We start from the raw sequence: 22,816 nt of genomic DNA, 5'->3' as shown, positions 1-22,816 counted from the left end.
CCTCCTCTAAATTTGCTCCCTCACCCAAGCCCGAAATGCTTTCATAGTTTTATTCCTACCTTCCACTTTGCTCCGTTCCAGATATTCAGGAATAATTTTCGTTAAAGAAAGTCCAGGAAAATGAGGACTTTCATCAGATTGAATATAAACACCATCTTGTAGCACATTAATCTCTAAAGTTGTACCGTTAAAGCGCCAAAGTTCTCCGACTCCCAAGGCTTCATAATTGTTAAACCGAGTCCGAGATGTAATATCAATTTCAAGGGCAAAATCTGGGGGCGGATCTATACTTAAATCAATTCGTTTTTGACCGCGAACTACTGCTTCATTTTCGATATAGAAACAATCATCAGCTTCAAGTCCCTGATTCATTCGTTGACTTTTAAACGTCGTGGAACCCAGACTCCGAAATTCAATATCCCATTCTTCCAAAATTGCTTTTACAAAGTCAGAAATCATCACTTTATCGTCTTCGTGTTCCGGTAATGGTGTCATGATTTCTAATATTCCTTGACTATAATGAATCCGAGACCCGCGTTTTTCTCCCAACTCCTCTAGCAAGTCTTCGTACATCTGCCAACTAATATCTTTCATTAAAAGTTGCCGACCGGGAGGAATGACTAATTGTTCAAGAGTTACTTGCATATTATTAGCCTTTGTATGGGTTGATTATCGGAAAAGGATTACTCATGACTCATGACTCATTACCAGTGCGCTGTATCTCTACATCCCTTGAATTGACGATGTACCCATACCTTGAAACATGATCCAAGAAAGAACAAAATCACTCATAAAGATCGAGAGCAGGGAAACCACTACAGCAGTGGTAGTCGATTTACCGACACCTTTTGCGCCTCCGGTGGTAGTGAGTCCCCAACTACAGCCGATTACAGAAATTAAGGCTCCAAAAATAAAGGCTTTAATCACAGAGCTACAGACATCCCAGGGAGTCATGAAGCTTTGCACGGAGGAGAGGAAGACGGAGTAGGGAATTTGGTACTGAGCTTCGGCAATGAATAAGCCGGAGCCAATACCCGCGACTAGGGAAATGAGGCTCAGAAGGGGAACCATCAAGCAGCAGGCGACTAATCGGGGTATCACAAGGTAATCGATAGGGTCGGTTTTGAGCATGTAGAGGGCATCGATTTGTTCGGTCACCTGCATGGTTCCGATTTCGGCAGCAAAGGCGGAACTGACTCGCCCAGCGACCACAACGGACGTGAGAACGGGGGAGAGTTCCCTAGCTAGGGCGATCGCCAAAACTCCCCCAACAGCAGTGGTGGCTCCAAAGTTAATAAATTCACGGGCAACTTGAATGGTGAACACGAAACCGACGCTAATGGCGGTCATGACGGCGATCGTCAGGGAAGCCGGGCCGACGTTAATCATCTGCTCCAGGGTGTTTCGGCGATGAATGTTTCCAGCCAGGATATGGGCGATCGCCTGTCCCCCTAAGAGGATAGCGGCTAGGGGGCGATAGAAGGGGTTGCCGCTCTGCAAGAGTTTGGGTTGACTCAAGGCTACTGCTGCTACAGGACTACAATTATAAGGGATATCCCGGATTATCGGCATATCCCTTATAATTGTAGGCTGAAAAGATAATTCAGAACTAGCTATGGTTCAAGTCACGGAGCATCTTTACATTGTTAGAGATGAACAGATTTTAAGGGGTGAACCCATCATTAAAGGAACGCGCACACCGGTTAGGGCGATCGTTGAGACTTGGCGCATGGGCATTGCTCCTGAAGAGATTCCCAAAGGATTGCCCCATCTTACGCTGGCGCAGATATTCGATGCCTTGAGTTATTACAGCGATCATCAGGATGAGATCAACACCTACATTGAGCGCAATCGAATTCCTGATGACTTGATTGACCCGTTAGTGTGCGATCTATGAGCAGTGTATTCATCCGTCTATATTTAGACGAGGATGTTAATATACTGGTCTCAGACTTGCTGAAAGCGAGAGGGTTTGATGCTTTAACGGTAAGAGATGCGGGACAACTTCAAGCAAGCGACAAAGAGCAACTTGCCTACGCAGTCAGCCAGAAAAGAGCCTTAGTCACACATAACCGTGGGGATTTTGAAGAGCTTATTCAGATGTATTTTGATACAGAACAAAGACACTGTGGTGTGATATTAGCTGTCCGTCGTCCCCCTCAAGAAATTGCACAACGATTGCTGGCAATTTTGAATCACGTTACAGCAGATGAAATGGAAAATCAGGTTCGATATATTTGATTGCTTAGTTAGAAAACATTTGTGATATGATTTCCATCTCCGTGCCCCCGTATCCTGGTGTCTCCGTTTCCCCATCCTCTGAGACATGAGTAATTAGGATTAACTCTCACTTAATCATTTAATAATCTGTTCATCATTAATGTCTGGCTTTTCTTTCTCAATTAGCCTATAATAGATGAGAATACCAGCTACATTTTGTTTCAACTTAGCAAGCAGGATCTCAATCATGGTAATGATGCATCACGAAGGCATTGGATTAAGAGCGCGAGTTGCCGAACTCAGCCGTCATCCAAATACTACGGCGATCGCCGTCGGAGTCGCTACAGTGGCCCTCACCCCTATCATTTTGCCGTTGGTCAAACCCGTTTTGAAAACCTCTATTAAAACCGGAGTGACTTGGTATGAAAAAACCAAATCTGCCCTTGCAGAAACGGCTGAAAGCATAGCGGATATTGCGGCTGAAGCTAAAGCAGAGGTTCAAGCCGAAACTCCCCAAAAATCCCTCCCCAATTCCTAATTCAGCCTTGAGATTTATAGCGCTTTCCCTATGAACATGCACGCTAACAAGGGGCTGGGAGCAACTTGTTGAATACGATCGCTGGGGAACAGCCCATTATCGTAGTAGGGTGGGCAGGAGAATAGGATAAGCAAAATTTTTCAAATTCTACAAGCCTACTCTGCCCACCGTAGCGCGATATTTTAATCAATTAACTGGACTTGAGAAAAGAGTCAGCTCTCAACTCCCTTTTTTTGTGCCTGAGCTACCCACTCAGATAAAGAAATTTCTGTTTTTCCCGTTTTTCCCTGTTGAGTCAACCGTTGATTCACCGGTTGAGGATCGGGCAACAGGGTAGGGGCTAAAACTAAAACGCCTAATCCAACCCAGAATAGGGGATGGTTACCGTTTCCGTCTTCGAGAATTTCCTTGAGATGAAAGGTCACGACGGACTTGTCCAGATGAATCAGAGACATAGGGGTTTAGAAGACTATGTAGAAAGGTTGATTTCTGGTCATAGCCTAGCAGAATTTGTGCCATTAATGAGAAGAATTGTTAGCAATCTTAAAAGTAGGCTAGGGGGAGGCAAAAGGGTAGGCTAGGGGGAGGCAAAAGGCAAAAGGCAAGAGGGAACAACCAGCAAATCATCGTAGTGGCTTGGCAAGCTTAAAACTGTAGGTTGGGTTGAACGAAGTGAAACCCAACTTTCGTCAGACGGGTGTTGGGTTTCGTTCCTCAACCCAACCTACACTCTTACCCCCAATTTTAAGCTTGCCGGTCCAGTAGTGGCTTGGCAAGCTTAAAACTGTAGGTTGGGTTGAACGAAGTGAAACCCAACTTTCGTCAGACGGGTGTTGGGTTTCGTTCCTCAACCCAACCTACACTCTTACTCACAATTTTAAGCTTGCCGGTCCAGTAGGGTGGGCAGGAGGAGTCCGCGACATGATTCAACTTCTACAAGCTTACCCTGCCCACCTGACCTATCAGTATGTCATGGCATTTCGGCTGTCGCCGACATGAATACGAAGTATGCGCGTTTGGGCTTCGCGGACATGAAAGCGAAGCTTGCGTGAAACGTAAAGCGCGAGTGGAACGCAGTGGAATGAAGCAATCTCGATCATCTCCCAATCTTGGCGATTGCTTCCCTTCGATCGCAATGACAACTGTTTAATCGGACTTGATATGACAATTCTTTAAGCGGATTTGATACAGCAGTTCAACCCTCCAGGGTCATCTGATGCTCGACTAGGGGACGCAGACTATTGACTCCGGCAGCGATCGCCGATCCATTATGAATAGCCGTTGCCACCAGAGGATTCAACCCTACCGTTGAGGCTAACCCCAACGCCGCTAAATTGGGCGCAACCACCAAGGCGATATTCTGATCGATCAGATTGCGGGTTTGGCGAGCAATGGAAATGGCTTCGAGTAAATCGAGTAAATTATTATTCATCAAAACCACATCCGCCGTTTCCCTGGCAATCTCTGACCCTTGTTCAAAGGAGACCGCCACATCCGCATAGGCCAGGGCAACGGAATCATTTAAGCCATCGCCCACAAAGGCGACTGTCCGCCCCGAACGGTGTAAATCTCGCAAGATCCGAGCTTTATCATCGGGGAAAGCTTCCGCATACACTTGGGAGGTGGGAATACGGAGTTCTTGGGCAACTTGGGCGGCTCGTTGGGGGCGATCGCCCGTTAACAAATGAATATCGATACCATAATGGTGCTGTAGAGTCTGAATCAGGCGATCGCTCTCTGGACGCAAGGGATCGCGATAGCCGATCGCCCCTTGAAACTCCTGGTTACAAGCCACATAAATCTGAGAGGGAGCATCCTCTTCGATCTGCCACTCTTCTGAACTTTCCCACTCAACTCCTGCTTGGTGTAAAAAGCGCTGACTACCCACCAACACTTCCTGACCTTCAATCTGAGCGCGAACCCCTAACCCCAGTTCATAGAACCATTCGCCCCTGGCAGGAATCGTTACCCCCCTCTGATGAGCATAGTCAACAATGGCTTCAGCCACGGGATGATTCAACCGTTGTTCGGCCGCAGCAGCTAGTTGTAGCACTCGGTCTTCAGATGAGCCATTAAACGGGGTAATGCTGGCTACCGTGACAATTCCTTGGGTCAGCGTTCCCGTTTTATCAAATACAACGGTATCAACTTCCGCCAATTGTTCTAAAGTGCGACCGCTACGAACCAGAATGCCATGGCGAGTGGTATGATTTAAGGCTCCTAAAAAGGCGGTGGGAATGGAGACGCGAATGCCGGTTACAAAGTCTAGGGTTAAGATAGCGGCGGCCCTAGAGGGATCGCCTGTGGTCAGCCAGATGAGGGAGGCGAGAAAGAGGGAGGGTAAAATCAGGCGATCGGCAATTTTTTCGGCATAGTTGGCCATGCGGGTGTCATGGACAGGAGCCTTTTGTAGTAAGGCCAGACTCAGAGCGGCGCGGGTTTGGTTGCCCACGCGATCGGCCCGCAGATACAATTGACCCGATCGCAGCAAAGTAGACGCTAAGACCGATCCTCCTTCCTGTCTAACCACCGGTAGCGCTTCCCCGGTGAGCTGCTGTTGGTCGATGACTCCTTCTCCGCGCAATACCGTACCATCCACGGGAATTTGTTCCCCAGGATAAACAATAACCGTTTGCCCCACTTCCACGCGATCGCTCGGAATTTGCTCTGGGGGTTGATCGTCTCCCACTTTCACCCAAGCAAACCGCCCGATCGCCTCTTGTAAGTCAGCCGTCCGCACTTCCGTTGCTCTAGCCGTTTGTTCGCGGATGATATCCCCCAACTCATGGAGCAAGATCACCATCACCGGAGTCACCTGTTTTCCTTGTAACCCATTTAAGGTGAGGGCGAGAAAATCCAGACAGTCAATATTTAAGCGCTGCTCCTCTACCACACTATGCCAGGCCCGTTTTGCGACCGGGAAAGCAGCGAGGAGAAAGGCGATCTTCGCCACCGGACGCAAGCCAACCCATCGGGGAAGGCTACGACTAAGCAGAGCGAGAATAGCCGCCACCAGGGGAAGGCGCAAGCTTGACCACCCTTCTGAATGCTTTTCACTAGCCAGAGCAGCAGGCGGTTCTGGGGCAATAGTCTGAGTAATTTTGTCGATCTGATCCTCGACCATTTGTGCGATTCGCTCCGCCGCCCCTTCTCCGACCACTTCCGGAGCATAACCCACCACCACCGAGGCGGATAATTGATTAATCCGAACATGCCTCACCCCTGGCCAAGTCACCAGGGTTGCTTCGAGTTGAGTCCCATAAGCAGCATTGTCTTTCAGTTGCGGAACTCGCAAGCGAATTCTTCCAGGAATAGAATGAACGATCTTTAACATGGGGGAGTGGGGGGTGGGGAGATTGGGGGATTGGGGAGTCGGGAGTCGGGAGATGGGGAGGATGGGGGAGATGGGGAGGATGGGGGAGATGGGGAGATGGGGAGGATGGGAAAATGGCCTCTTACCTATTCCCTATTCCCTATTCCCTATTCCCCATTCCCTATTCCCCATTCCCCATTCCCCATTCCCCATTCCCTAATTTTCCTCGCTGGGATTTTCAACTGGTGCAGAGTTGGCTTGATCGAGAATGTTGAGTAAATACATGCCTAATTCAAGTTCTGACATGCCGTCTCCATCGTATTGAATAATCAGGGACGCGGCAGCTCGGTTAATCCGCACATGCTTGACTTTGGACTCGGCAGACAGGAGTTTTTCCAGGCGTTTGCCATAGAGCGAGTCGTTCATTAAACGAGGGATGCGTAACCGAATGCGCCCAGGGACAGAATGGACAATTTTATAGTCTTCTTCCTCGTTATTGGCTTGTTCTTCGCTGGCACTTGAGGCTTGTTGCTCGCTTCCTGAAGTCGGTTGGGCCTGTTTCTTCACTTGTTGGAGGGCTTGACGCACGAGGGCGGCGATCGTCAGATTAACGACTAGGGCTTGCGCTCCTCGTAATTGCAAGCGACTGGTCACTAATAATCCAGCGACTACGGGTAAAATGGTCGCAATTTCACTGCTATTTTCCAGCCATTGTCCTAATTGAGAAGTTAAGTCAGAAGAGCTTGCGTTGCTCTGGGTCAAGGTTGAGCTTGAAGTTGAACTGGAAACTTCTGGAGGGGATGCAGCATCGGTCATGGTCTCTTAGCCGTTTCTTGAGTAGGTTTTCGTAGGGTTCTGAATGAGCCAACCCTAGTTTACTACGGGAGAGAAGAATAATAACTCTTCTCAAGGAAATGTTTATTTTCTTCATACTCTTGTCAATTAACTTAATCTTCTTGCTAATTAATAGATATAAGAGTAAACTAATAATGCAAAATAAATGAGAATAATTAGCAACTCTAATGAATCAGAGTCAAGTTATGAGTTGGATGAAGCGATGGGGTAGGAATGAGCGCCCCGATCGCCCCCCAGGGCGAGGACAACACCACGGCGGTCACTTTGATTATCTCGGAGTCAGTTCGAGCCAAGACGAACCAGCCGCATCTGAAATGACGGAAGAGAGCGGGTTCCTGCTCAGTGAAGGACGACCAGGCCAACAATTATGGGTGAGGGAGTTTCGGGGAAAAGGGGGGATCTCTCGCCTGTTAGCCATGGGAATTACCCCAGGGTCTCAGGTGCAAATTCTCAGTTGTCAAGGTAGTGGCTCGGTGGTAGTGGCGATCGCCGATAACCGCTTAGGCTTAGGCGCAGGTCTCGCCTCACGAGTCGTCGTCACCGAAACCAATCTATCCTCACATCCGAACTCAGATATGGAAAACTCGACCTCCACACTCCATCTAGGAGACCTGACGGTAGGCACAAAAGGGCGCATTATCGGTTACGAACCAACCCATCGTGCCTACAAAAGTAAGCTTCTTGCTATGGGACTCACCCCAAAAACAGAATTTACCGTCATTCGCGTCGCGCCCCTCGGCGATCCTGTGGAAATCGAAGTGCGGAATTTTCACTTAACTGTACGCAAAGACGAAGCCCAAGCTTTACAAGTGGTAATGAGTAATGAGTAATGAGTAATGAGTAATGGGCGATCCCCTATCTCCCTATTCCCCATTCCCCATTCCCCATTCCCCATTCCCCATTCCCTATTCCCTATTCCCTATTCCCTATTCCCTATTCCCTATTCCCTATTCCCCATTCCCCATTCCCTATTCCCTATTCCCTAAGCCATGCTCAAACCCATTGTTGCCTTAATTGGCAATCCCAACTGCGGGAAAACCACCCTCTTTAATGCCCTAACTGGCGCGAACCAACGGACAGGAAACTGGCCGGGGGTTACGGTCGATCGCAAAGAAGGGCAGTTTAGAATTAATCAATCGACCATTACCCTGGTCGATTTACCGGGGGTGTATTCCCTAGATGCCGAAGAAAGTGCTACCGGGATGGATGAGTTAGTGGCGCGAGATTATCTCCTCTCTGGAGAAGCGCAACTGGTGATTAATATCATTGATGCTTCTAATCTAGAGCGTAATCTTTATCTAACGACCCAGTTAATGGAAATGCGCCTACCGATGGTCGTGGCTCTGAATATGATGGACATTGCGGACAAGCGGGGCATAGAAATTAACGCAGATCAGTTAGCCGATCGCTTAGGGGTTCCTGTAATTCCGATTGTGGCCAGCGATCGCCAAGGAATCCAGCCTTTAGTTCATTTAGTCGGTCAAATTCTCGAAAACTTAACCCATTCTCCCAGTTATGTGGGTTATCCAGCCGTCATCGAAGATGCCTTAGCGGAAATCGTCCCCTATCTCACTGAAGTAACCACCAACCGTATTGTCGAACCGCGCTGGACTGCTCTAAACTTGCTGCAATACGATCAACGAGGAGCGGGCGAAATTGTGACTCCAGAACTCACGGAGATGATCGCCAAACATCGGCGTACCATTCACCAAGTTTTAGGAGAAGATCTCGATATTCTGATTGCTGATAGTCGCTACGGCTTTATTCAAAATGTGGCCCAAGAAGCCAGTCAGCGCACCGGAGAAGTGAGTCAGTCCATGAGCGATAAGCTCGATGCTATTGTCCTTAACCGTTGGCTAGGTATTCCCATTTTCCTAGCCGTTATGTATCTGATGTTCCTATTTACGATTAACGTGGGCAGTGCATTTATTGACTTCTTTGATATTGCTGCCGGGACAATCTTTGTCGATGGCTTTGGGCAAGTTCTGGAGAGCCTCAACTTCCCCGGATGGGCGATCGCCCTGTTAGCTGACGGCGCAGGGGGTGGGATACAAACCGTCGCCACCTTTATCCCCGTGATTGGCTTCATGTTCCTGTTCTTATCCATACTCGAAGATTCGGGTTACATGGCACGGGCTGCCTTTGTCATGGATCGGATGATGCGGTTTGTGGGCTTACCCGGAAAATCCTTTGTGCCCATGTTAGTGGGCTTTGGCTGTAATGTCCCGGCAATCATGGCCGCTCGGACATTGGAGAATTCCCGCGATCGCCTGATGACCATCCTCATGAACCCCTTCATGTCCTGTGGGGCAAGGCTTCCCGTTTACGCCCTCTTTGCCGCCGCCTTCTTCCCCGTCGGCGGACAAAACATCGTCTTTAGCCTCTATCTACTCGGCATCGCCTTTGCCATCCTCACCGGGCTAGTGATGAAAAACACCATCCTTAAAGGCGAGATTTCTCCCTTTGTCATGGAGCTGCCTCCCTACCACATCCCCCGCTTCAAAGGCGTAATGATTCGCACCTGGGATCGGCTGCGGGCGTTTCTCTTAAAAGCCGGAAAAGTAATTGTAATCATGGTGACGATTCTGGGATTACTGAACTCTTTAGGCACTGATGGTTCATTTGGCAACCAAGATAGCGATCGCTCTGTTCTCAGTGCCACCAGTCAAGCCGTTACCCCCATGTTTGCTCCCATGGGCGTTACCCAGGACAATTGGCCCGCTACCGTGGGTCTCTTTACCGGTGTATTTGCTAAAGAAGCCATGGTAGGCACACTTGATTCTATTTACGGACAACTGGCGATCGCCGATAATCCCGAATTAGCCGAAGCAGAAGGCGGCTTTGAGTTCTGGGGAGGCATCCAAGAAGCCTTTGCTACCATTCCCGCCAACCTAGCCGAACTCCCCGGTACATTACTCGATCCCCTAGGATTGAACATTGGCGACACCACAGACCTAGAAACCGCCTCATCAGAACAAGAAGTCACTGTAGGCACATTTGGAGCCATGGTAACCCGGTTTGATGGCAAAGCTGGAGCCTATGCTTACCTGTTGTTTGTCTTGCTGTATTTCCCCTGTGTCTCTGCCACCGCAGCCGTTTACCGGGAAACCAACACCCAATGGACAATTTTTGTCGCCGCATGGACAACCGGTTTAGCCTACATCGTCGCCACCAGTTTCTATCAAATCACCCAACTCACTACCCAGCCTGTCTTTGCCAGTATATGGCTACTGAGCATGGCAGCCATCAGTGTCGGTATCTTCTTCGCTTTGAAAATAGTCACGCCCCAGTTCAAAGCCCAGCGCCAGTCGGAAAACCCCATTTAGAGATGGAAGAGGTGGGCGCTCCCTTCGACTCCTCTCAGGGAGCGTGAACGCGAAGATTCCCCTGTTCCCCAAATGTTAATTGTTAATTGTTCATTATTCATTGACATCATGATTTTAGAACTCCAAACCTATCTCGCCCAAAAACAGAAAGTCTCCCTAGCGGAACTCGAAACCCACTTTCGCAGCCATCCGGACGCTCTGCGAGGGATGCTTAACAAATTAGTCCATAAAGGTAGAGTCAAACCCTTAGCTTCAGAAGGAAAAAAATGTGGCGGTTGCACCCACTGCGATGCAGAAGCTTTTGAGTTTTATGAATGGATGGGGAAGAAATAGAGAATAGGGAATGGGGAATAGGGAATGGGGAATAGGGAATAGGGAATAGGGAATAGGGAATAGGGAATAGGGAATAGGGAATGGGGAATAGGGAATAGGGAATAGGGAATAGGGAGAGGGCATTTCCAGTTACACAACTCATTTAGACTAGCTATAGTGCCTGCGAGCCAAAGTGATAACATAGCTTTACTTTGAGGTCTAGCTGAACTTATCCACCCCTATATGTTAGAATTTTGGCAAGGTATACCGAGGACTGTCCGGTTAGGTCTATTATTTCCCCTGGGATTTCTGAATGCTTGGTTGCTCTCCCATGTCATTAATAATCTTCAACCCTTAGTCAGCCTGTTTATTACCGCGACTCTGTTCTCATTTCTACTGAATTTTCCCATTCAATTTTTACATCGTCGAGGACTGAAACGATCTTGGGCAATTGCTGTCGTTTTTCTGGTTGCGGTCTTATTTGTCCTGTTTTTAGCTGGGTTACTGATCCCGCAAATTCTGAGGCAATTGGCTCAACTGCTCAGGAGCTTACCAGACATCATCGAATCGGGCGATCGCCAAATCGAAGCGCTAGAGCAATGGGCGATCGCCCAAAATCTCCCCTTTGACTTAAGTGATATCACTCTACATCTGGCTCGAAATTTATCCACCCAACTGCAATCCATTGGTTCCCAAGCGTTAGATTTGCTCGTAGGAACCATTAACAATATTCTCAATGGCACGATTATTCTCGTCTTTACCCTCTTTCTCGTCTTTGGTGGAGAATCCTTTTGGCAGGGGATTTTTAGTTGGATACCCGATCCTTGGGGAACCAAATTACAAGACACTTCACAGCAAGTTTTTGCCAACTACTTTGTCAGTCAAACCATTTTAGCCGGAATTCTCAGCGTTGCTCAAACGATCGTTTTTGTGCTTTTACAAGTTCCCTATGGTCTTTTATTTGGCGTAGCCATTGGTATGACTACCTTAGTTCCTTATGCCAGTGCCCTGACCGTCATTTTAGCGAGCCTCATTGTTGGATTACAAGATTTTGGATTAGGCCTTCAGGTGTTAGCTGCGGCTTTGATTGTTGGGCAAATTAATGACAACATTGTTGCCCCCCGTCTTTTAGGAGATATGATCGGACTCAATCCCCTCTGGTTAATGATCTCCCTGATTATTGGCGGAAAATTCGCTGGACTTCTCGGTTTATTACTGGCTGTTCCTGTCGCCAGTGTAATCAAAACCATGGTAGACTTTGCCCGCTATCCTGAACAGACGGCCCAGGAAAGTTTAGAAGAGAACCCCAATACTGACCCTGAGTTAACCCCCTCAGAGGAGGAAGAACAAGCTGAAGATTTAATGGATCAATAGGTTGTCTTTCTCAAATTTTATAACTCTTTGTGATTGCATCCCTCCGCAAAAACGGTTTACCTATTACCTATTACCTATTACCTATTACCCATTACCACGCGCAGCGCTATATTCTTGAACTTCATAGTGTCCGCTCAATAAGGATAGGGCGACAATGGGAGCGGTTACGGCTCTGAGGATGCGTTGACCGAGGGAAATGGGTTGAAACCCTGCTTTTAGGGCCTGTTCGACTTCGTGGGGAGTCCAGCCCCCTTCTGGCCCCGTGGCGATCGCCATCGGTTGGGTCGGTGGGGGTAGAGGTAGAGTCAGCAGATGGGGGGCACTGGTGCGGGTAACCGCTAAATAGCGATCGCCCCTATCGCATGTTTGTATCAGTTCAGAAAACGAGAGAGGATCGGCGATCGCCGGAATATGTTGCCGTTCACATTGTTCAGCCGCTTCTGTGGCAATGCGTCGCCACCGTTGTAATTTTTGGCCACTAGGTTTAAGCAGGGTGCGATCGCTGATTACAGGGATAATCGAGCTTACGCCCAATTCAGTACAACAACGGATACTCTCTTCAAAGCCATTTTTAGGTAAGGCAACCATCAAGGTAATGGCGATCGCCAATTCCGTTTGTATTGCCATTTTTTCTAAGCGCTGCGCTGTTTCGAGATCCCGCAGTTCACTTAACCACCAGTCCGGTTGCATCAAGGCAATAAAGCGATCGCCCGGTTGCAGTCGCAGCACTCGATAGAGATAATGCTGTTGCTCGGCAGTCAACCGGATTATATCCTCATGCAGTTGATTTGGGGCGATCGCCACCCGTTGCCATTGACTCACAATAATTTCTTGGGTAATCGGTTCCTATTCATTCCCAAAAATCATAACCCGATTATCAGTAATGAGTAATGAGTAATGAGTAATGAGTAATGGGTAATGAGTAATGAGTAATAATGAGTTAACAAGCGAGCAAGATGCTCGCACTCCCCCCATCTCCCCATCTCCCCATCCCCCCATTCCCCCAAATTATGGGGTAAAATGCAGACCGCAACAGATCGAGTAAAACCTCATGACTACCCGTGTTATCCTCGTCCGCCACGGTCAAAGCAGCTATAATGCCCAGCAACGCATTCAAGGCCGTCTTGATGACTCCGTACTCACGGAACAAGGCAAAGCCGATGCTAAGTTGGTTGCTGCTGCGCTCCAAGACATACCCCTAGATGCCATATATTCGAGTCCTTTGCAACGCGCTCGACAAACGGCGGAAGAAATTGTGGCTCATCTTGGCTCTTCTCTCAGCATCCAAAGTCCAGAAACCTTATTAGAAGTCGATCTTCCCCTATGGCAAGGGATGCATAAAAAAGACGTACAAACCCAATTTGCTTCAGACTATGAGGTTTGGAAGCGTCAACCAGAAGCCTTCAAAATGGTGATTTCTACCCCAGAAGGCTCCAAAGAGCATTATCCAGTTTTGGCAATGCATGAACAAGCCAAAGAGTTTTGGCAAGATCTTTTAGCCAAGCATCAGGGACAAACCGTGGTTGTCGTGGCCCATAATGGAATTAATCGCTGTTTGTTGAGTACGGCGCTGAATATTTCCCCAGCTTATTATCAGTCCATCTTGCAATCGAATTGTGGTATTAGTGTCCTCAATTTTTCTGGTGGTTGGGGCGACGGAGTGCAATTAGAATCGATGAATCTGACCAGCCATTTAGGGGTTTCGTTACCAAAATTTAATCAACCGGAAGGGATTCGCCTGTTGTTGGTACGTCATGGGGAAACCCAATGGAACCGGGATAAGCGCTTTCAAGGAATTAAGGATATTCCCTTAAATGAAACGGGGAAAGAACAGGGACGCAAAGCGGCGGAGTTTTTGAAAGATGTGCATTTAGATTTTGCTGTCAGTAGTCCGTTATTGCGCCCGAAAGAAACAGCAGAATTGATTTTAGAGAATCATCCTGGAGTTGAGTTACAGCTTAATCCCCTCTTAGCAGAAATTAGCCATGGGTTGTGGGAAGGGATGTTAGAGAACGAGATTGAAGCGGCTTATCCGGGGATGTTAGCACAATGGCAAAAGTCGCCGGAAACGGTGCAAATGCCAGAAGGAGAGAATTTACAGCAGGTTTGGGAGCGGGCGATCGCCGCTTGGAAGAGTATTCTCGAATTCGCTCAACCAGGAACCACAGGGATGGTGACGGCTCACGATGCCATCAATAAGGCGATCGTGTGTCATTTGTTTAATTTAGATCCCCAATATTTCTGGAATTTCAAACAAGGCAATGGAGCAATTACCGTGATTGATTATCCCTATGGCGCACAGGGTAAACCGATGCTCAAATGCCATAATATTACCTCTCATCTCAATGCAGGTATTTTTGACCGCACAGCAGCCGGAGCGTTATAGCGCTTCGCGCAGTAATCGGTAATAGTAATTTATCGTAGTGCCTTGACACAGCTAAAAATGTGCATTAGCGTAGGGTGGGTTAGGCGGCTAAAACCTAGACTCTGACAGCAATCTATCAATCCGCCGTAACCCACCATTTTAGGGTTGTCACGGCAGTAGGGTGGGCAGGAGAAGGCAGAAAAATGATTTAAAACCTGCCAGCATACCCTGCCCACCTTAATCATATAAAAGGATCAATCATTTATTATTCAAAGAGACTCGGCTGAACCACCAGTTCATCAATCCTCTTTTGTGCCATTTCTTGATATTCCTTCACCAGTTCACAGCCGATAAACTTCCTCTGGTGCTTGAGTGCTACTACACCTGTTGTTCCTGAACCCGCAAACGGATCAAAAACAATATCACCTTTCCGACTTGCAGCCAAGAGGCAGGTTTCAACCAACGCTTCAGGATAGACCGCAAAATGGGCATCCCTAAATTTTCCTAACGGAATTTCCCAAACCGTTCTTTTATTTCTCCCTTTAGGATGAAACGCCTGATCCCACCTTCCTGTGTGTAGGTTAGAGTTTCCTGAGTTTTTACCCTTTTCGGGTGTACCATTCCGTTTTCCTAAATGATTTCTGCCCCCCTTCATTTTAGAGTTTTCGGTAAAAGTAATGTGCGGTTCTCGGATCGCATCTGCATCATAATAATAATCACTTGATTTGGCAAATAAAAAAATATATTCATGATCTGTAGTGGGTCGATTTTTCACTGAAGAAGGCATCGCATTGGGCTTTTTCCAGATAATGTCACTTCTGAGAATCCAACCCGTATCTTTTAGAGCAAATGCTATCCGCCAAGGAACCCCTTGAAGTTCTTTATTGATATAGGTATCTCCTAGGTTTAACCATAATAGTCCATCGTCACGGAGTTTAGATTTAATGGCACTAAAACAGGAAGTAAGATTTTCAATATAGACATCTAGGCTATTTTCTCTACCAATTTCATATTCACTTTCTGGTTCTGTACCATAATTTCTGTGACCAAAATAAGGTGGGCTGGTGATAATAGTTTGCACAACGTTATCGGGTATCTGGTCAGCGACAGAACGAATGTCTCCCCATAGAACTTTGTCGATTATTTTATCCAGATCAGCCATGATCTAAAATCCCTTGAATATACTTATTTAATGAGATCTGAGAGGGATCATCAAATCCCAGAAACTGATTAGGATTCATATTAAAGTAGAATAGCTTATCAATCTTGTTTTCCATATTCCCCAGTTCAGAGATCGACCAATTGAGAGCAACAATAACTACAATTATGTGATATATCTGTGGATCATCCTTCAGTTCTCCAATCGCAGCTATGATATCCCTAGTAAATAGATGGGAATGGCCTCCACCCTCCGTTTCTCTTGTTTTAATTGGCATTAAGAGTGTTTGTTTAGGACGACCATCTGAAGGAATCAGTTTTACAGAAACATCAATGGTATGGTTGCCTATTTTAATTTGCTTATCAGCAATGATAATTTTCTTGTATTTTCCATAATTGCCATAAATAGCATAATAATTTTGAAATGCTGTAATGATAGCGGTTCGCGCACTAGCTTCAAGGTGATGTCCTTTAATACTCCGCCGAGAACCTTCTAGGCGATCGATTATGACCTCTCGTACAGTTAACCAGCTAAAACTCTGAACATATGATCTATATTCAAGAATTAATTCAGCTAAAGTGTCAGTCTCTGCCACTATCTTATCAATTTTCTTTATTTTCCTCATGCGGGCGATCAGAGGAGCTAACCGTTGTTGGGGAGCATCTCGAATGATCCAGGCAAAGAAATAAAAACAAGCTTTTTTATGGGGATAAACTCTGCCAATACCATCAAAGAGTAAGGGACGCTTTTCTTCTACTTCATGATAGCAGGCATCAATGATGGAAATAAGCTCAATTTTAGTGACAGACATGAGTATTTCATTTAAGTTTTTATGCGATCCTGTTAATCTTTTGGCTGTTTTTTCTACCCAGTCATAAAAGGGTTTGGCTTGATCGGCGAGTTTTGAAAGTTCGACTAAACGATAGTGGGTGATGTTGACTTCGTGAACAATTAGTTCGTTCATTACGCATCTTGATAGAAGCTAGTTACTTAAAGAGAAAGGGCATCAGTCATAACTGTTTTTGTTGCTTCAAGCAGGAAAAGAACGACGAGGAGCAGCAGCACCGCGTAACAATCCTTCCGTACTGATATCTTCATCGATATCGTCCCAGTGAATACCATATCCACCTCCACAAATTTCCCAGTTTTGTAACTGCTCAGAAGTGGCGCTTAAAAGACGGGGGAACCAAGCTAAGGGAACAGTAATCGTTCGCCCATCTATCAATTCGACACTAAAGGAATCATCATGAATGATGACTTGATGAACACGAATATCAGTTTCAACCATCAAAGTATTCATACCATGCCTCTAAAAATTGTTCTTGATGAGATTCTACAATAGATTGAATTTTTCTTAGTTCTTTGGCACTAAAGCCAATATTTTTGGCCAATGATACACTAGATAACCAGAATTTAGATGATTGATTATCTCGATCAACGTGAATATGGGGTGGTTCATTCGGCTCATGGCTATAAAAGTAAAAGCGATAAGCTTCAAATCTTAAAACAGTTGGCACTCAAGCAAGACTCTAGCTTTAATATTGACTAGGATAATTTTATCATAATTGGGTCATAGTGGGATATTATTCATCGATCGCAACAAGAGGCTCTTTCTGGGGAATGTTTATCGTAATTTCCAGTGTTCCTCCTAATGCACTGACCACTTTCTGAAGTGTATTTAAATCCAGACCTTCTCGACTTTCCGGTTTGGCTTTTCCGAGATTCGATGCAGTAAAATATTGCTCCAACTCGTCTTCCGACAATCCTAACTTCTCTTGCAGATACTTCAAAGTCAATTCTTCAAGATGAATTTTATCTGCTCTAGCTTTAATCCGTTCCTGTCGTTCTGGAGAAAGTTTGGCTAACTCTGACGATAATGTTGTATAGTCTTTCATGGTTCTTCTTCCTTCAGTTGTTCAAGATAGTTTTCATAACGTCGTTCTGCTATAGCAATATTTTCCTTGTACCATCGCTTGTTACCCGTTTTGTTGCCACCAACGAGTAAAATAGCTTGTCGTTCCGGGTCGAACGCAAATAAAATCTGCCAAGGGTCTCCTTTATATTGAATGCGAAGCTCTTTCAGATTCTTAATTGAAGAGCCTTAACAATATATCTACCTCTACCCAACCCGTTGATTTGCGAGGTTGCCCACATTATACCAATTGAGGTCATGGATAATTTCAGGGAGATGCGGAGACGATCGCAGGATTCGGGTATAATCTTTAGGGTGATCATCCAGATCAATCGATTAAACTCTACGTTCTAAGATCGTTGGGTTTAATACGCTCCACGTTAATAAGGAAGGCCTGCCCTATGAGTAGCTCTGTGCAAACCAGTGTGCTTGAACTTGCCAAACAAGGTAACCCGGATGCGATCGCCCTGATCCTCAATCGGCAATTGCAACCTAAAGGAATTAATACCAAGGTGACCTGTAAGGGTGAGACGTTAAATTTAGTGCTAGAAGGCGCTCAAGTTCCCACCGAAGCGGTTTTTGTTAAGGTTTTGACCAATTTTTTCAAAAAACTGGCGATCGCCTCGGTAAGCCAAATCAAGGTCTATGGCAAGGAAGCGGAGGAAGAGCTTCCGGAATGGCAACAGGTGCTAAAGCTGCCCACAGAGGAAGAAACGGGGACATTAGAAGCAGCGAAACAGGGGAAAGTAGGGGCGATCGCCGAAATCCTCAACCGTAACCTTAACCCCAAAGGCTTGACAGCCCTGGTGATGGCTCAATCCCAAGGATTATGGATCAGCGTAGAATCCTTGAAGGGGCCGCCGCAAGCTAAATTAATGGAGATTTTAGAGAAATTTTTTATTCAACTGGGGGTTAACTCCATTCAAACCGTCACCGTAGTGGGTAAAAAAACCGGTGAAGCTGTGCCAATCTGGGAGCAAACCCTTCAGCTTATGCCAGAAACCGGCATTATTCCTGCACCTGAAACGGCGATCGCCCCCATTCCAGAACCCCAGAAAAAATCCGGTTGGGGTTCCCTCTTTGGAAAAGTCGCCGATGCAGCCACAGGTGCAACCGAAGCCATGGGAAAAGCTACGCAAACCGTTGCTATCCTAGCCGGAAATGCGAGCGATACCGTAATTGCAGGAGTGGGGGGTGCAGCCACAGGTGCAACCGAAACCATGGGAAAAGCCACGCAAACCCTTGCTATCCTAGCCGGAAACGCAAGCGATACCGTAATTGCAGGAGTGGGGGGTGCAGCCACAGGTGCAACCGAAACCATGGGAAAAGCCACGCAAACCCTTGCTATCCTAGCCGGAAACGCAAGCGATACCGTAATTGCAGGAGTCGGTAAAGCTGGGGAGAGTGCGAGTAGCGCAATTATCCAAGCTCCCGATCGCCTGAACACCCTCCTCAAATGCCTTGAAGAAAATCCCTGGATGGAACCCCTCACCAAAGTCCTGAAAACCGATTGGATGTTACAGGCGATCGACACTGTTGATGTTGTTAAAACCAAAGAATCCATTCTCCAACTTCAGCAACAATTTCCAGATTACACTCCCGATCAAATCAGTCATAAAGTCATGATTGACAAAGCCCTATTAGTAGGAGCAACCGGAGTCGCCACCAGTATTCCTGGTCTCAGTTTAGCCCTATTAGCCGTTGATTTAGCCGCCACCACCGCCCTACAAGCCGAAATGGTTTATCAAATCGCCTACGCCTACGGTTTTGAACCCGAAGCACCAGAGCGTAAAGGAGAAGTTTTAGCCGTTTTTGGATTAGCATTAGGGGGCGCTCAAGCCATTAAATTTGGCGGACAATATGCCGTCAAAGCAGGATTAGGAGTCTTCAAATCTGTACCCATAGCCGGTGCAGTGATCAGCGCCAGCGCCAACGCCGCTCTCCTCTATGCTTTAGGCTATGCCGCTTGTCGGTTTTACGAAGCCAAATGCAGCCCCATCGTCATGGAAGCCACCCTAGAAACCCTACAAGAAGAAAGCCAGCACTATCTCGAAGCCGCCATTACCCAAGAAACGATTATGGATCAGATTTTAGTCCATATGATTTTAGCTGGAAATCCCGACAAAACCTGGGAAGATTTGCTTCCAGAATTAGAACCAATGAATCTTTCTCCAGCCTCCTTAGAAGCGATTAGTCAAAATATTCATAATCCCACCCCTCTAGAAGAATTACTTCCCCAAATTAACCCAGATTTTGCCCTGCCCTTAATGATGCAATGTCAAAAAATGGCCGAACTCGATGGCATTGTCACCCCAGAAGAAGCCCAAGTTCTGGAATTACTTAGCCAACAGTTTGCCGTAGAAGGGGAAGCCCAGCAAGGGTTACTTGAAGATTTAGAGGCTCTATAGCAAACCTAAATGAGTTGTGTAATGGCTTCCCCTCATCCCCCTACCCCCTTCTCCCGCGGGAGAAGGGGGAAAAAGTCTCTCTTGGAGTGGGAGAGGGATATTCCGCAAGCGGACATGATATCAAGTTCGCTTATTCATGTCCGCGAAGCGGAAATACCCTAATTAAAAATCCAGGGAGCAAGATGCTCCCACTCCAGTCATATCAAAGAATTTGAGGAGTGCGGGCATCTTGCCCGCTTCTTAACCAATTTTCATGTCCGCTTGCGGAAACCGGACTTGATATGAAAGGGAGAGGGCATTTCCCGTTGCACAACTCATTTAGACTAGCTCTATAGCACCACGCCCCGATCGTGGGCAATTAGCTTAAAACTTTAGATTCACTTTATAACTATATAGGTGTCTTGCGTCTAGAATAGGAAGCAACTTTTATCTCTCTAGCCATCATGAATCACCCCAACGCCCCAACCCTCCCTCCCAACCATCTCAATATCATGGGATATGTAGACGAGTCGGAAGTCAACGGCCCAGGATGTCGCGCTGTGGTCTGGGTTCAAGGTTGTACTCGCGCTTGTTCTGGTTGTTTTAATCCCGCGTCTTGGTCGTTTGAGATTAATCAATTGATTGCGATTGATACTCTAGCCGAAAAAATTGCTAGTAATCCCCGCAATCAAGGGGTGACTTTTTCGGGAGGGGAACCGTTTTGGCAGGCTCCAGGGTTGGCGAAGTTGGCTCGTCAGCTTAAAGCTAAGGGATTGAGTGTGATGTCGTTTACGGGTTTTACTTTGGAGCAGTTAAGGGCAAAAGGTGCGCCGGAAGGGGCACAGGAGTTGCTCGATGAGCTGGATATTTTGATTGATGGCCCCTATATTGAATCTTTAGCCATTCATGCTCCTACCTCTCCGGTTTCTTCCAGTAATCAGCGCGTCCATATCCTGAACCCAGAGTTTGAAAATGCGATTAGTTGGGCCAGCGATCAAATGGAGATCCATATTCTCAAAGATGGAACGCGGTTAATCACCGGTTATCGCGGCCAAATGGCCTTGACTGAATTGTAGGAGGTATTAGGGATTGCCAATCAGGGTAAATCCTGACCAATAATAGGGATGAATGAGATTAGGTTGAATGCCGGTATTGAGTTCGGGGGGGAGGTCAATTTCGCCAAAATTGCCGATGAGTTTACCGTCTTTAATCTGAACTTCTTGCCGCAATACGGCTATCTGCGCTCTACGCAAAGCGCCAGATTTTGTATCTTCGGTTTGTAGGTGATGGTAAAATTCGGCCATTAAGCCTAATGCGCCTAAATCGCTGGCATACCATAAACTGGCTAAGGCGGATTGTGCCCCAGATTGAACGGCTAAACCAGCAAAACCAAATTCCGCTTGGCGATCGCCTAATGCGGTGCGACAGGCGCTTAACACCAGTAATTGTATGGGAGGATCGGTTAAGTTTAAATTCGTGATTTGATCGAGTCCAATTTTACGATCCCAAAATTGAATATAAGACTCTTCAATTCTACCGGGTTTGAATTGACCATGGGTGGCTAAATGAATAATACCATAGTCCGATTGGGCCCGTTGTTGATTAAAGTTTTCGACGGTTAACTCTTGATTGAGAAAGGCTTGTCCTTGCCACAGTTGCTCAGAGATGGTACTCAGTTCAACTGGGACAGCAGGTAAGGGAGTTTGATCGCTAAATTCAGAGGCTCCCATAGCTAAAACGGGAGTCTTTTGCAGGTTTTGATAGCGAGTATCGGTTAAGCTCAAACTGGGAACTAAACTAAATTGATATTTTTCGACTAAAAATTGTTCGCCATCATGCAAGGCGGCTATGGGAAGGCTACGAAGTCCACTATCTAAACTGAATAATAAGGTGGTAATCCCTTGGGCTTCTAATTCAGCTTCGATGGGTGCAATTAACCATTGATAAAGCTGTTGAGAAGCATCTAAATAACTGGTGCTGCGGCGGCGAATGGGATTGGCAATTTCGGCTTGAAATGCTTTGATTTTGGCAATTAATGCCGCATTTGAGGCTTCAGGAATGGAGTGATAAATGGGTTCTCCTGTGGGGGGCACTAAGACTAAATCTAGTTGCTCCGAACGAGAAATCATATAGAGTAAGGCTGAAGAATTGCCCATTTGGGCGCTCATTTTTTCCAGTTGATTCTGGAGTTGAGCAAAGGAGAGTTGTTGTTGGGGTAAGGGTTTATTGAGATAATCGGCAAATTCTTCGCTCAAGAGGCGATCGCCCACTTCAACGGCTTGCTGTAATTGTCCTTCATCGAGTAACCGTTGTACACTACCACGACTAATCAGGGCAGTTGCAGCTTGCTGAGAATCAATCGGTACTGAAGCACTGGACGAATTATCCGAGGTTTCACGGGGTGTAGAGGCGATCGCCCGATTAATCCCATTAATCGTATCACTCTGATTCTGGAGAATATTAATCTCACTATTGCCACGATTGACTATTTCCCTATTCCCTGAGACTAAGTTAGAAGTTGGCACTGGCGCTGGTGCAGGAGTTGGCACAGGAGTCGGTGCTGGTGTCGGTGCAGGAGTCGGTGCAGGAGTCGGTGCTGGTGTCGGTGCTGGTGTCGGTGCTGGTGTCGGTGCAGGAGTCGGTGCAGGAGTCGGTGCTGGTGTCGGTGCAGGAGTTGGTGCAGGAGTCGGTGCTGGTGTCGGTGCTGGTGTTGGTGCAGGAGTTGGCGCTGGTGTCGGTGCTGGTGCAGGCGCAGGTGATGGCGCTGGTGTCGGTGCAGGAGTTGGCGCAGGAGTTGGCGCTGGTGATGGTGCAGGAGTCGGTGCTGGTGTCGGTGCTGGTATTGGTGCAGGAGTTGGCGCAGGAGTTGGCGTTGGTGTCGGTGCAGGAGTTGGCGCAGGAGTTGGCGTTGGTGTCGGTGCAGGAGTTGGCGCTGGTGTCGGTGCTGGTGTCGGTGCAGGAGTCGGTGCTGGTGTCGGTGCAGGAGTTGGTGCAGGAGTCGGTGCAGGAGTCGGTGCAGGAGTCGGTGCTGGTGATGGCGCTGGTGTCGGTGCAG

At 47.1% G+C, this 22,816-nt stretch carries 25 protein-coding genes and 1 pseudogene; 12 read left to right on the top strand and 14 right to left on the bottom strand.

What is annotated here, in order from left to right:
• Nucleotides 1-6: 6 nt before the first annotated feature.
• Both PMG25_RS01360 and PMG25_RS01355 read right to left on the bottom strand, forming a co-directional pair.
• Entirely contained in the window at nt 7-645 is a 639-nt protein-coding gene (locus tag PMG25_RS01360) for a Uma2 family endonuclease (protein ID WP_283765120.1), read from the bottom strand.
• Between the two features lie 78 nt (nt 646-723).
• The gene (locus PMG25_RS01355; RefSeq protein WP_283765119.1) at nt 724-1,572 is read right to left on the bottom strand and encodes an MlaE family lipid ABC transporter permease subunit; all 849 of its coding nucleotides are present in this window, start codon (nt 1,570-1,572) and stop codon (nt 724-726) included.
• A gap of 43 nt (nt 1,573-1,615) precedes the next feature.
• Here PMG25_RS01355 and PMG25_RS01350 point away from each other — a divergent pair, with 43 nt between their 5' ends.
• From PMG25_RS01350 to PMG25_RS01340, 3 genes are all read left to right on the top strand, one after another.
• Nucleotides 1,616-1,897: a DUF433 domain-containing protein gene (locus PMG25_RS01350; RefSeq protein ID WP_283765118.1), complete on the top strand. Its 282-nt coding sequence runs from the start codon at nt 1,616-1,618 to the stop codon at nt 1,895-1,897.
• Entirely contained in the window at nt 1,894-2,241 is a 348-nt protein-coding gene (locus tag PMG25_RS01345) for a DUF5615 family PIN-like protein (protein ID WP_283765117.1), read from the top strand. The genes PMG25_RS01350 and PMG25_RS01345 overlap by 4 nt, the downstream gene beginning before the upstream one ends.
• 226 nt (nt 2,242-2,467) lie before the next feature.
• Complete coding sequence (locus PMG25_RS01340) at nt 2,468-2,758, top strand: DUF5132 domain-containing protein (protein WP_283765116.1); 291 nt, start codon at nt 2,468-2,470, stop codon at nt 2,756-2,758.
• Nucleotides 2,759-2,970: 212 nt separating this feature from the next.
• On the opposite strand, the gene PMG25_RS01335 is transcribed toward PMG25_RS01340, so the two are convergent.
• The 3 genes from PMG25_RS01335 to PMG25_RS01325 all read right to left on the bottom strand — a co-directional run bounded on the left by PMG25_RS01335 (nt 2,971) and on the right by PMG25_RS01325 (nt 6,887).
• Entirely contained in the window at nt 2,971-3,213 is a 243-nt protein-coding gene (locus tag PMG25_RS01335) for a hypothetical protein (RefSeq protein ID WP_283765115.1), read from the bottom strand.
• 740 nt (nt 3,214-3,953) lie between these two features.
• A complete protein-coding gene (locus PMG25_RS01330) occupies nt 3,954-6,092 on the bottom strand; it encodes a heavy metal translocating P-type ATPase (protein ID WP_283765114.1) in 2,139 nt (712 codons plus the stop codon).
• Nucleotides 6,093-6,287: 195 nt separating this feature from the next.
• Nucleotides 6,288-6,887, bottom strand: a complete 600-nt coding sequence (locus PMG25_RS01325) for an HMA2 domain-containing protein (protein ID WP_283765113.1) — start codon at nt 6,885-6,887, stop codon at nt 6,288-6,290.
• A 206-nt stretch (nt 6,888-7,093) separates the two neighbouring features.
• Between PMG25_RS01325 and PMG25_RS01320 the strand changes: the two genes are divergently transcribed.
• The 4 genes from PMG25_RS01320 (at nt 7,094) to PMG25_RS01305 (ending at nt 10,585) form a co-directional block, all read left to right on the top strand.
• The gene (locus tag PMG25_RS01320; RefSeq protein WP_283765112.1) at nt 7,094-7,756 is read left to right on the top strand and encodes a FeoA family protein; all 663 of its coding nucleotides are present in this window, start codon (nt 7,094-7,096) and stop codon (nt 7,754-7,756) included.
• 6 nt (nt 7,757-7,762) lie between these two features.
• Nucleotides 7,763-7,912: a hypothetical protein gene (locus PMG25_RS01315; RefSeq protein WP_283765111.1), complete on the top strand. Its 150-nt coding sequence runs from the start codon at nt 7,763-7,765 to the stop codon at nt 7,910-7,912.
• 3 nt (nt 7,913-7,915) lie between these two features.
• On the top strand, nt 7,916-10,252 hold the full coding sequence (gene feoB / locus PMG25_RS01310) for a Fe(2+) transporter permease subunit FeoB (RefSeq protein ID WP_283765110.1): 2,337 nt from the start codon (nt 7,916-7,918) through the stop codon (nt 10,250-10,252).
• 108 nt (nt 10,253-10,360) lie between these two features.
• Complete coding sequence (locus PMG25_RS01305; RefSeq protein ID WP_283765109.1) at nt 10,361-10,585, top strand: FeoC-like transcriptional regulator; 225 nt, start codon at nt 10,361-10,363, stop codon at nt 10,583-10,585.
• On the opposite strand, the gene PMG25_RS01300 is transcribed toward PMG25_RS01305, so the two are convergent.
• On the bottom strand, nt 10,561-10,767 hold the full coding sequence (locus PMG25_RS01300) for a hypothetical protein (protein ID WP_283765108.1): 207 nt from the start codon (nt 10,765-10,767) through the stop codon (nt 10,561-10,563). The genes PMG25_RS01305 and PMG25_RS01300 overlap by 25 nt on opposite strands.
• Nucleotides 10,768-10,807: 40 nt before the next feature.
• Between PMG25_RS01300 and PMG25_RS01295 the strand changes: the two genes are divergently transcribed.
• On the top strand, nt 10,808-11,938 hold the full coding sequence (locus tag PMG25_RS01295; RefSeq protein WP_283765107.1) for an AI-2E family transporter: 1,131 nt from the start codon (nt 10,808-10,810) through the stop codon (nt 11,936-11,938).
• 84 nt (nt 11,939-12,022) lie between these two features.
• On the opposite strand, the gene PMG25_RS01290 is transcribed toward PMG25_RS01295, so the two are convergent.
• A complete protein-coding gene (locus tag PMG25_RS01290; protein ID WP_283765106.1) occupies nt 12,023-12,760 on the bottom strand; it encodes a 16S rRNA (uracil(1498)-N(3))-methyltransferase in 738 nt (245 codons plus the stop codon).
• A gap of 229 nt (nt 12,761-12,989) precedes the next feature.
• Here PMG25_RS01290 and PMG25_RS01285 point away from each other — a divergent pair, with 229 nt between their 5' ends.
• The gene (locus tag PMG25_RS01285; protein ID WP_283765105.1) at nt 12,990-14,324 is read left to right on the top strand and encodes a histidine phosphatase family protein; all 1,335 of its coding nucleotides are present in this window, start codon (nt 12,990-12,992) and stop codon (nt 14,322-14,324) included.
• A 244-nt stretch (nt 14,325-14,568) separates the two neighbouring features.
• On the opposite strand, the gene PMG25_RS01280 is transcribed toward PMG25_RS01285, so the two are convergent.
• The 6 genes and pseudogenes from PMG25_RS01280 to PMG25_RS24365 form a co-directional block, all read right to left on the bottom strand.
• Nucleotides 14,569-15,465 (bottom strand): DNA-methyltransferase, encoded by an 897-nt coding sequence (locus tag PMG25_RS01280; RefSeq protein ID WP_283765104.1) that lies wholly within the window; start codon nt 15,463-15,465, stop codon nt 14,569-14,571.
• Nucleotides 15,458-16,426, bottom strand: a complete 969-nt coding sequence (locus PMG25_RS01275; protein ID WP_283765103.1) for a hypothetical protein — start codon at nt 16,424-16,426, stop codon at nt 15,458-15,460. Before PMG25_RS01275 ends, PMG25_RS01280 begins: the two co-directional genes overlap by 8 nt.
• Nucleotides 16,427-16,492: 66 nt before the next feature.
• Nucleotides 16,493-16,762, bottom strand: a complete 270-nt coding sequence (locus PMG25_RS01270; RefSeq protein WP_430540944.1) for a DUF2442 domain-containing protein — start codon at nt 16,760-16,762, stop codon at nt 16,493-16,495.
• Nucleotides 16,743-16,979: a DUF4160 domain-containing protein gene (locus PMG25_RS01265; protein ID WP_347178710.1), complete on the bottom strand. Its 237-nt coding sequence runs from the start codon at nt 16,977-16,979 to the stop codon at nt 16,743-16,745. Before PMG25_RS01265 ends, PMG25_RS01270 begins: the two co-directional genes overlap by 20 nt.
• A gap of 66 nt (nt 16,980-17,045) precedes the next feature.
• Entirely contained in the window at nt 17,046-17,357 is a 312-nt protein-coding gene (locus PMG25_RS01255) for a helix-turn-helix domain-containing protein (protein WP_283765101.1), read from the bottom strand.
• Nucleotides 17,354-17,563: pseudogene (locus PMG25_RS24365) on the bottom strand (type II toxin-antitoxin system RelE/ParE family toxin); the annotation flags it as partial. The pseudogene PMG25_RS24365 and the gene PMG25_RS01255, both read right to left, overlap by 4 nt.
• 212 nt (nt 17,564-17,775) lie before the next feature.
• On the opposite strand from PMG25_RS24365, the gene PMG25_RS01250 reads away from it, so the two are divergent.
• Both PMG25_RS01250 and PMG25_RS01245 read left to right on the top strand, forming a co-directional pair.
• The gene (locus tag PMG25_RS01250; protein WP_283765100.1) at nt 17,776-19,782 is read left to right on the top strand and encodes an EcsC family protein; all 2,007 of its coding nucleotides are present in this window, start codon (nt 17,776-17,778) and stop codon (nt 19,780-19,782) included.
• Nucleotides 19,783-20,225: 443 nt separating this feature from the next.
• Complete coding sequence (locus tag PMG25_RS01245; RefSeq protein WP_283765099.1) at nt 20,226-20,837, top strand: 4Fe-4S single cluster domain-containing protein; 612 nt, start codon at nt 20,226-20,228, stop codon at nt 20,835-20,837.
• Nucleotides 20,838-20,843: 6 nt separating this feature from the next.
• On the opposite strand, the gene PMG25_RS01240 is transcribed toward PMG25_RS01245, so the two are convergent.
• Nucleotides 20,844-22,286: a CHAT domain-containing protein gene (locus tag PMG25_RS01240; RefSeq protein WP_283765098.1), complete on the bottom strand. Its 1,443-nt coding sequence runs from the start codon at nt 22,284-22,286 to the stop codon at nt 20,844-20,846.
• Here PMG25_RS01240 and PMG25_RS01235 point away from each other — a divergent pair.
• The coding region (locus PMG25_RS01235; RefSeq protein WP_283765097.1) for a hypothetical protein at nt 22,243-22,816 on the top strand (574 nt) is incomplete at its 3' end. The genes PMG25_RS01240 and PMG25_RS01235 overlap by 44 nt on opposite strands.

This window comes from Roseofilum capinflatum BLCC-M114, assembly GCF_030068505.1.
GTDB classification, from domain to species: Bacteria; Cyanobacteriota; Cyanobacteriia; order Cyanobacteriales; family Desertifilaceae; genus Roseofilum; species Roseofilum capinflatum.
Note: the sequence above shows the minus strand (reverse complement) of the source record. Positions and strands in the feature narration are given on the sequence as shown.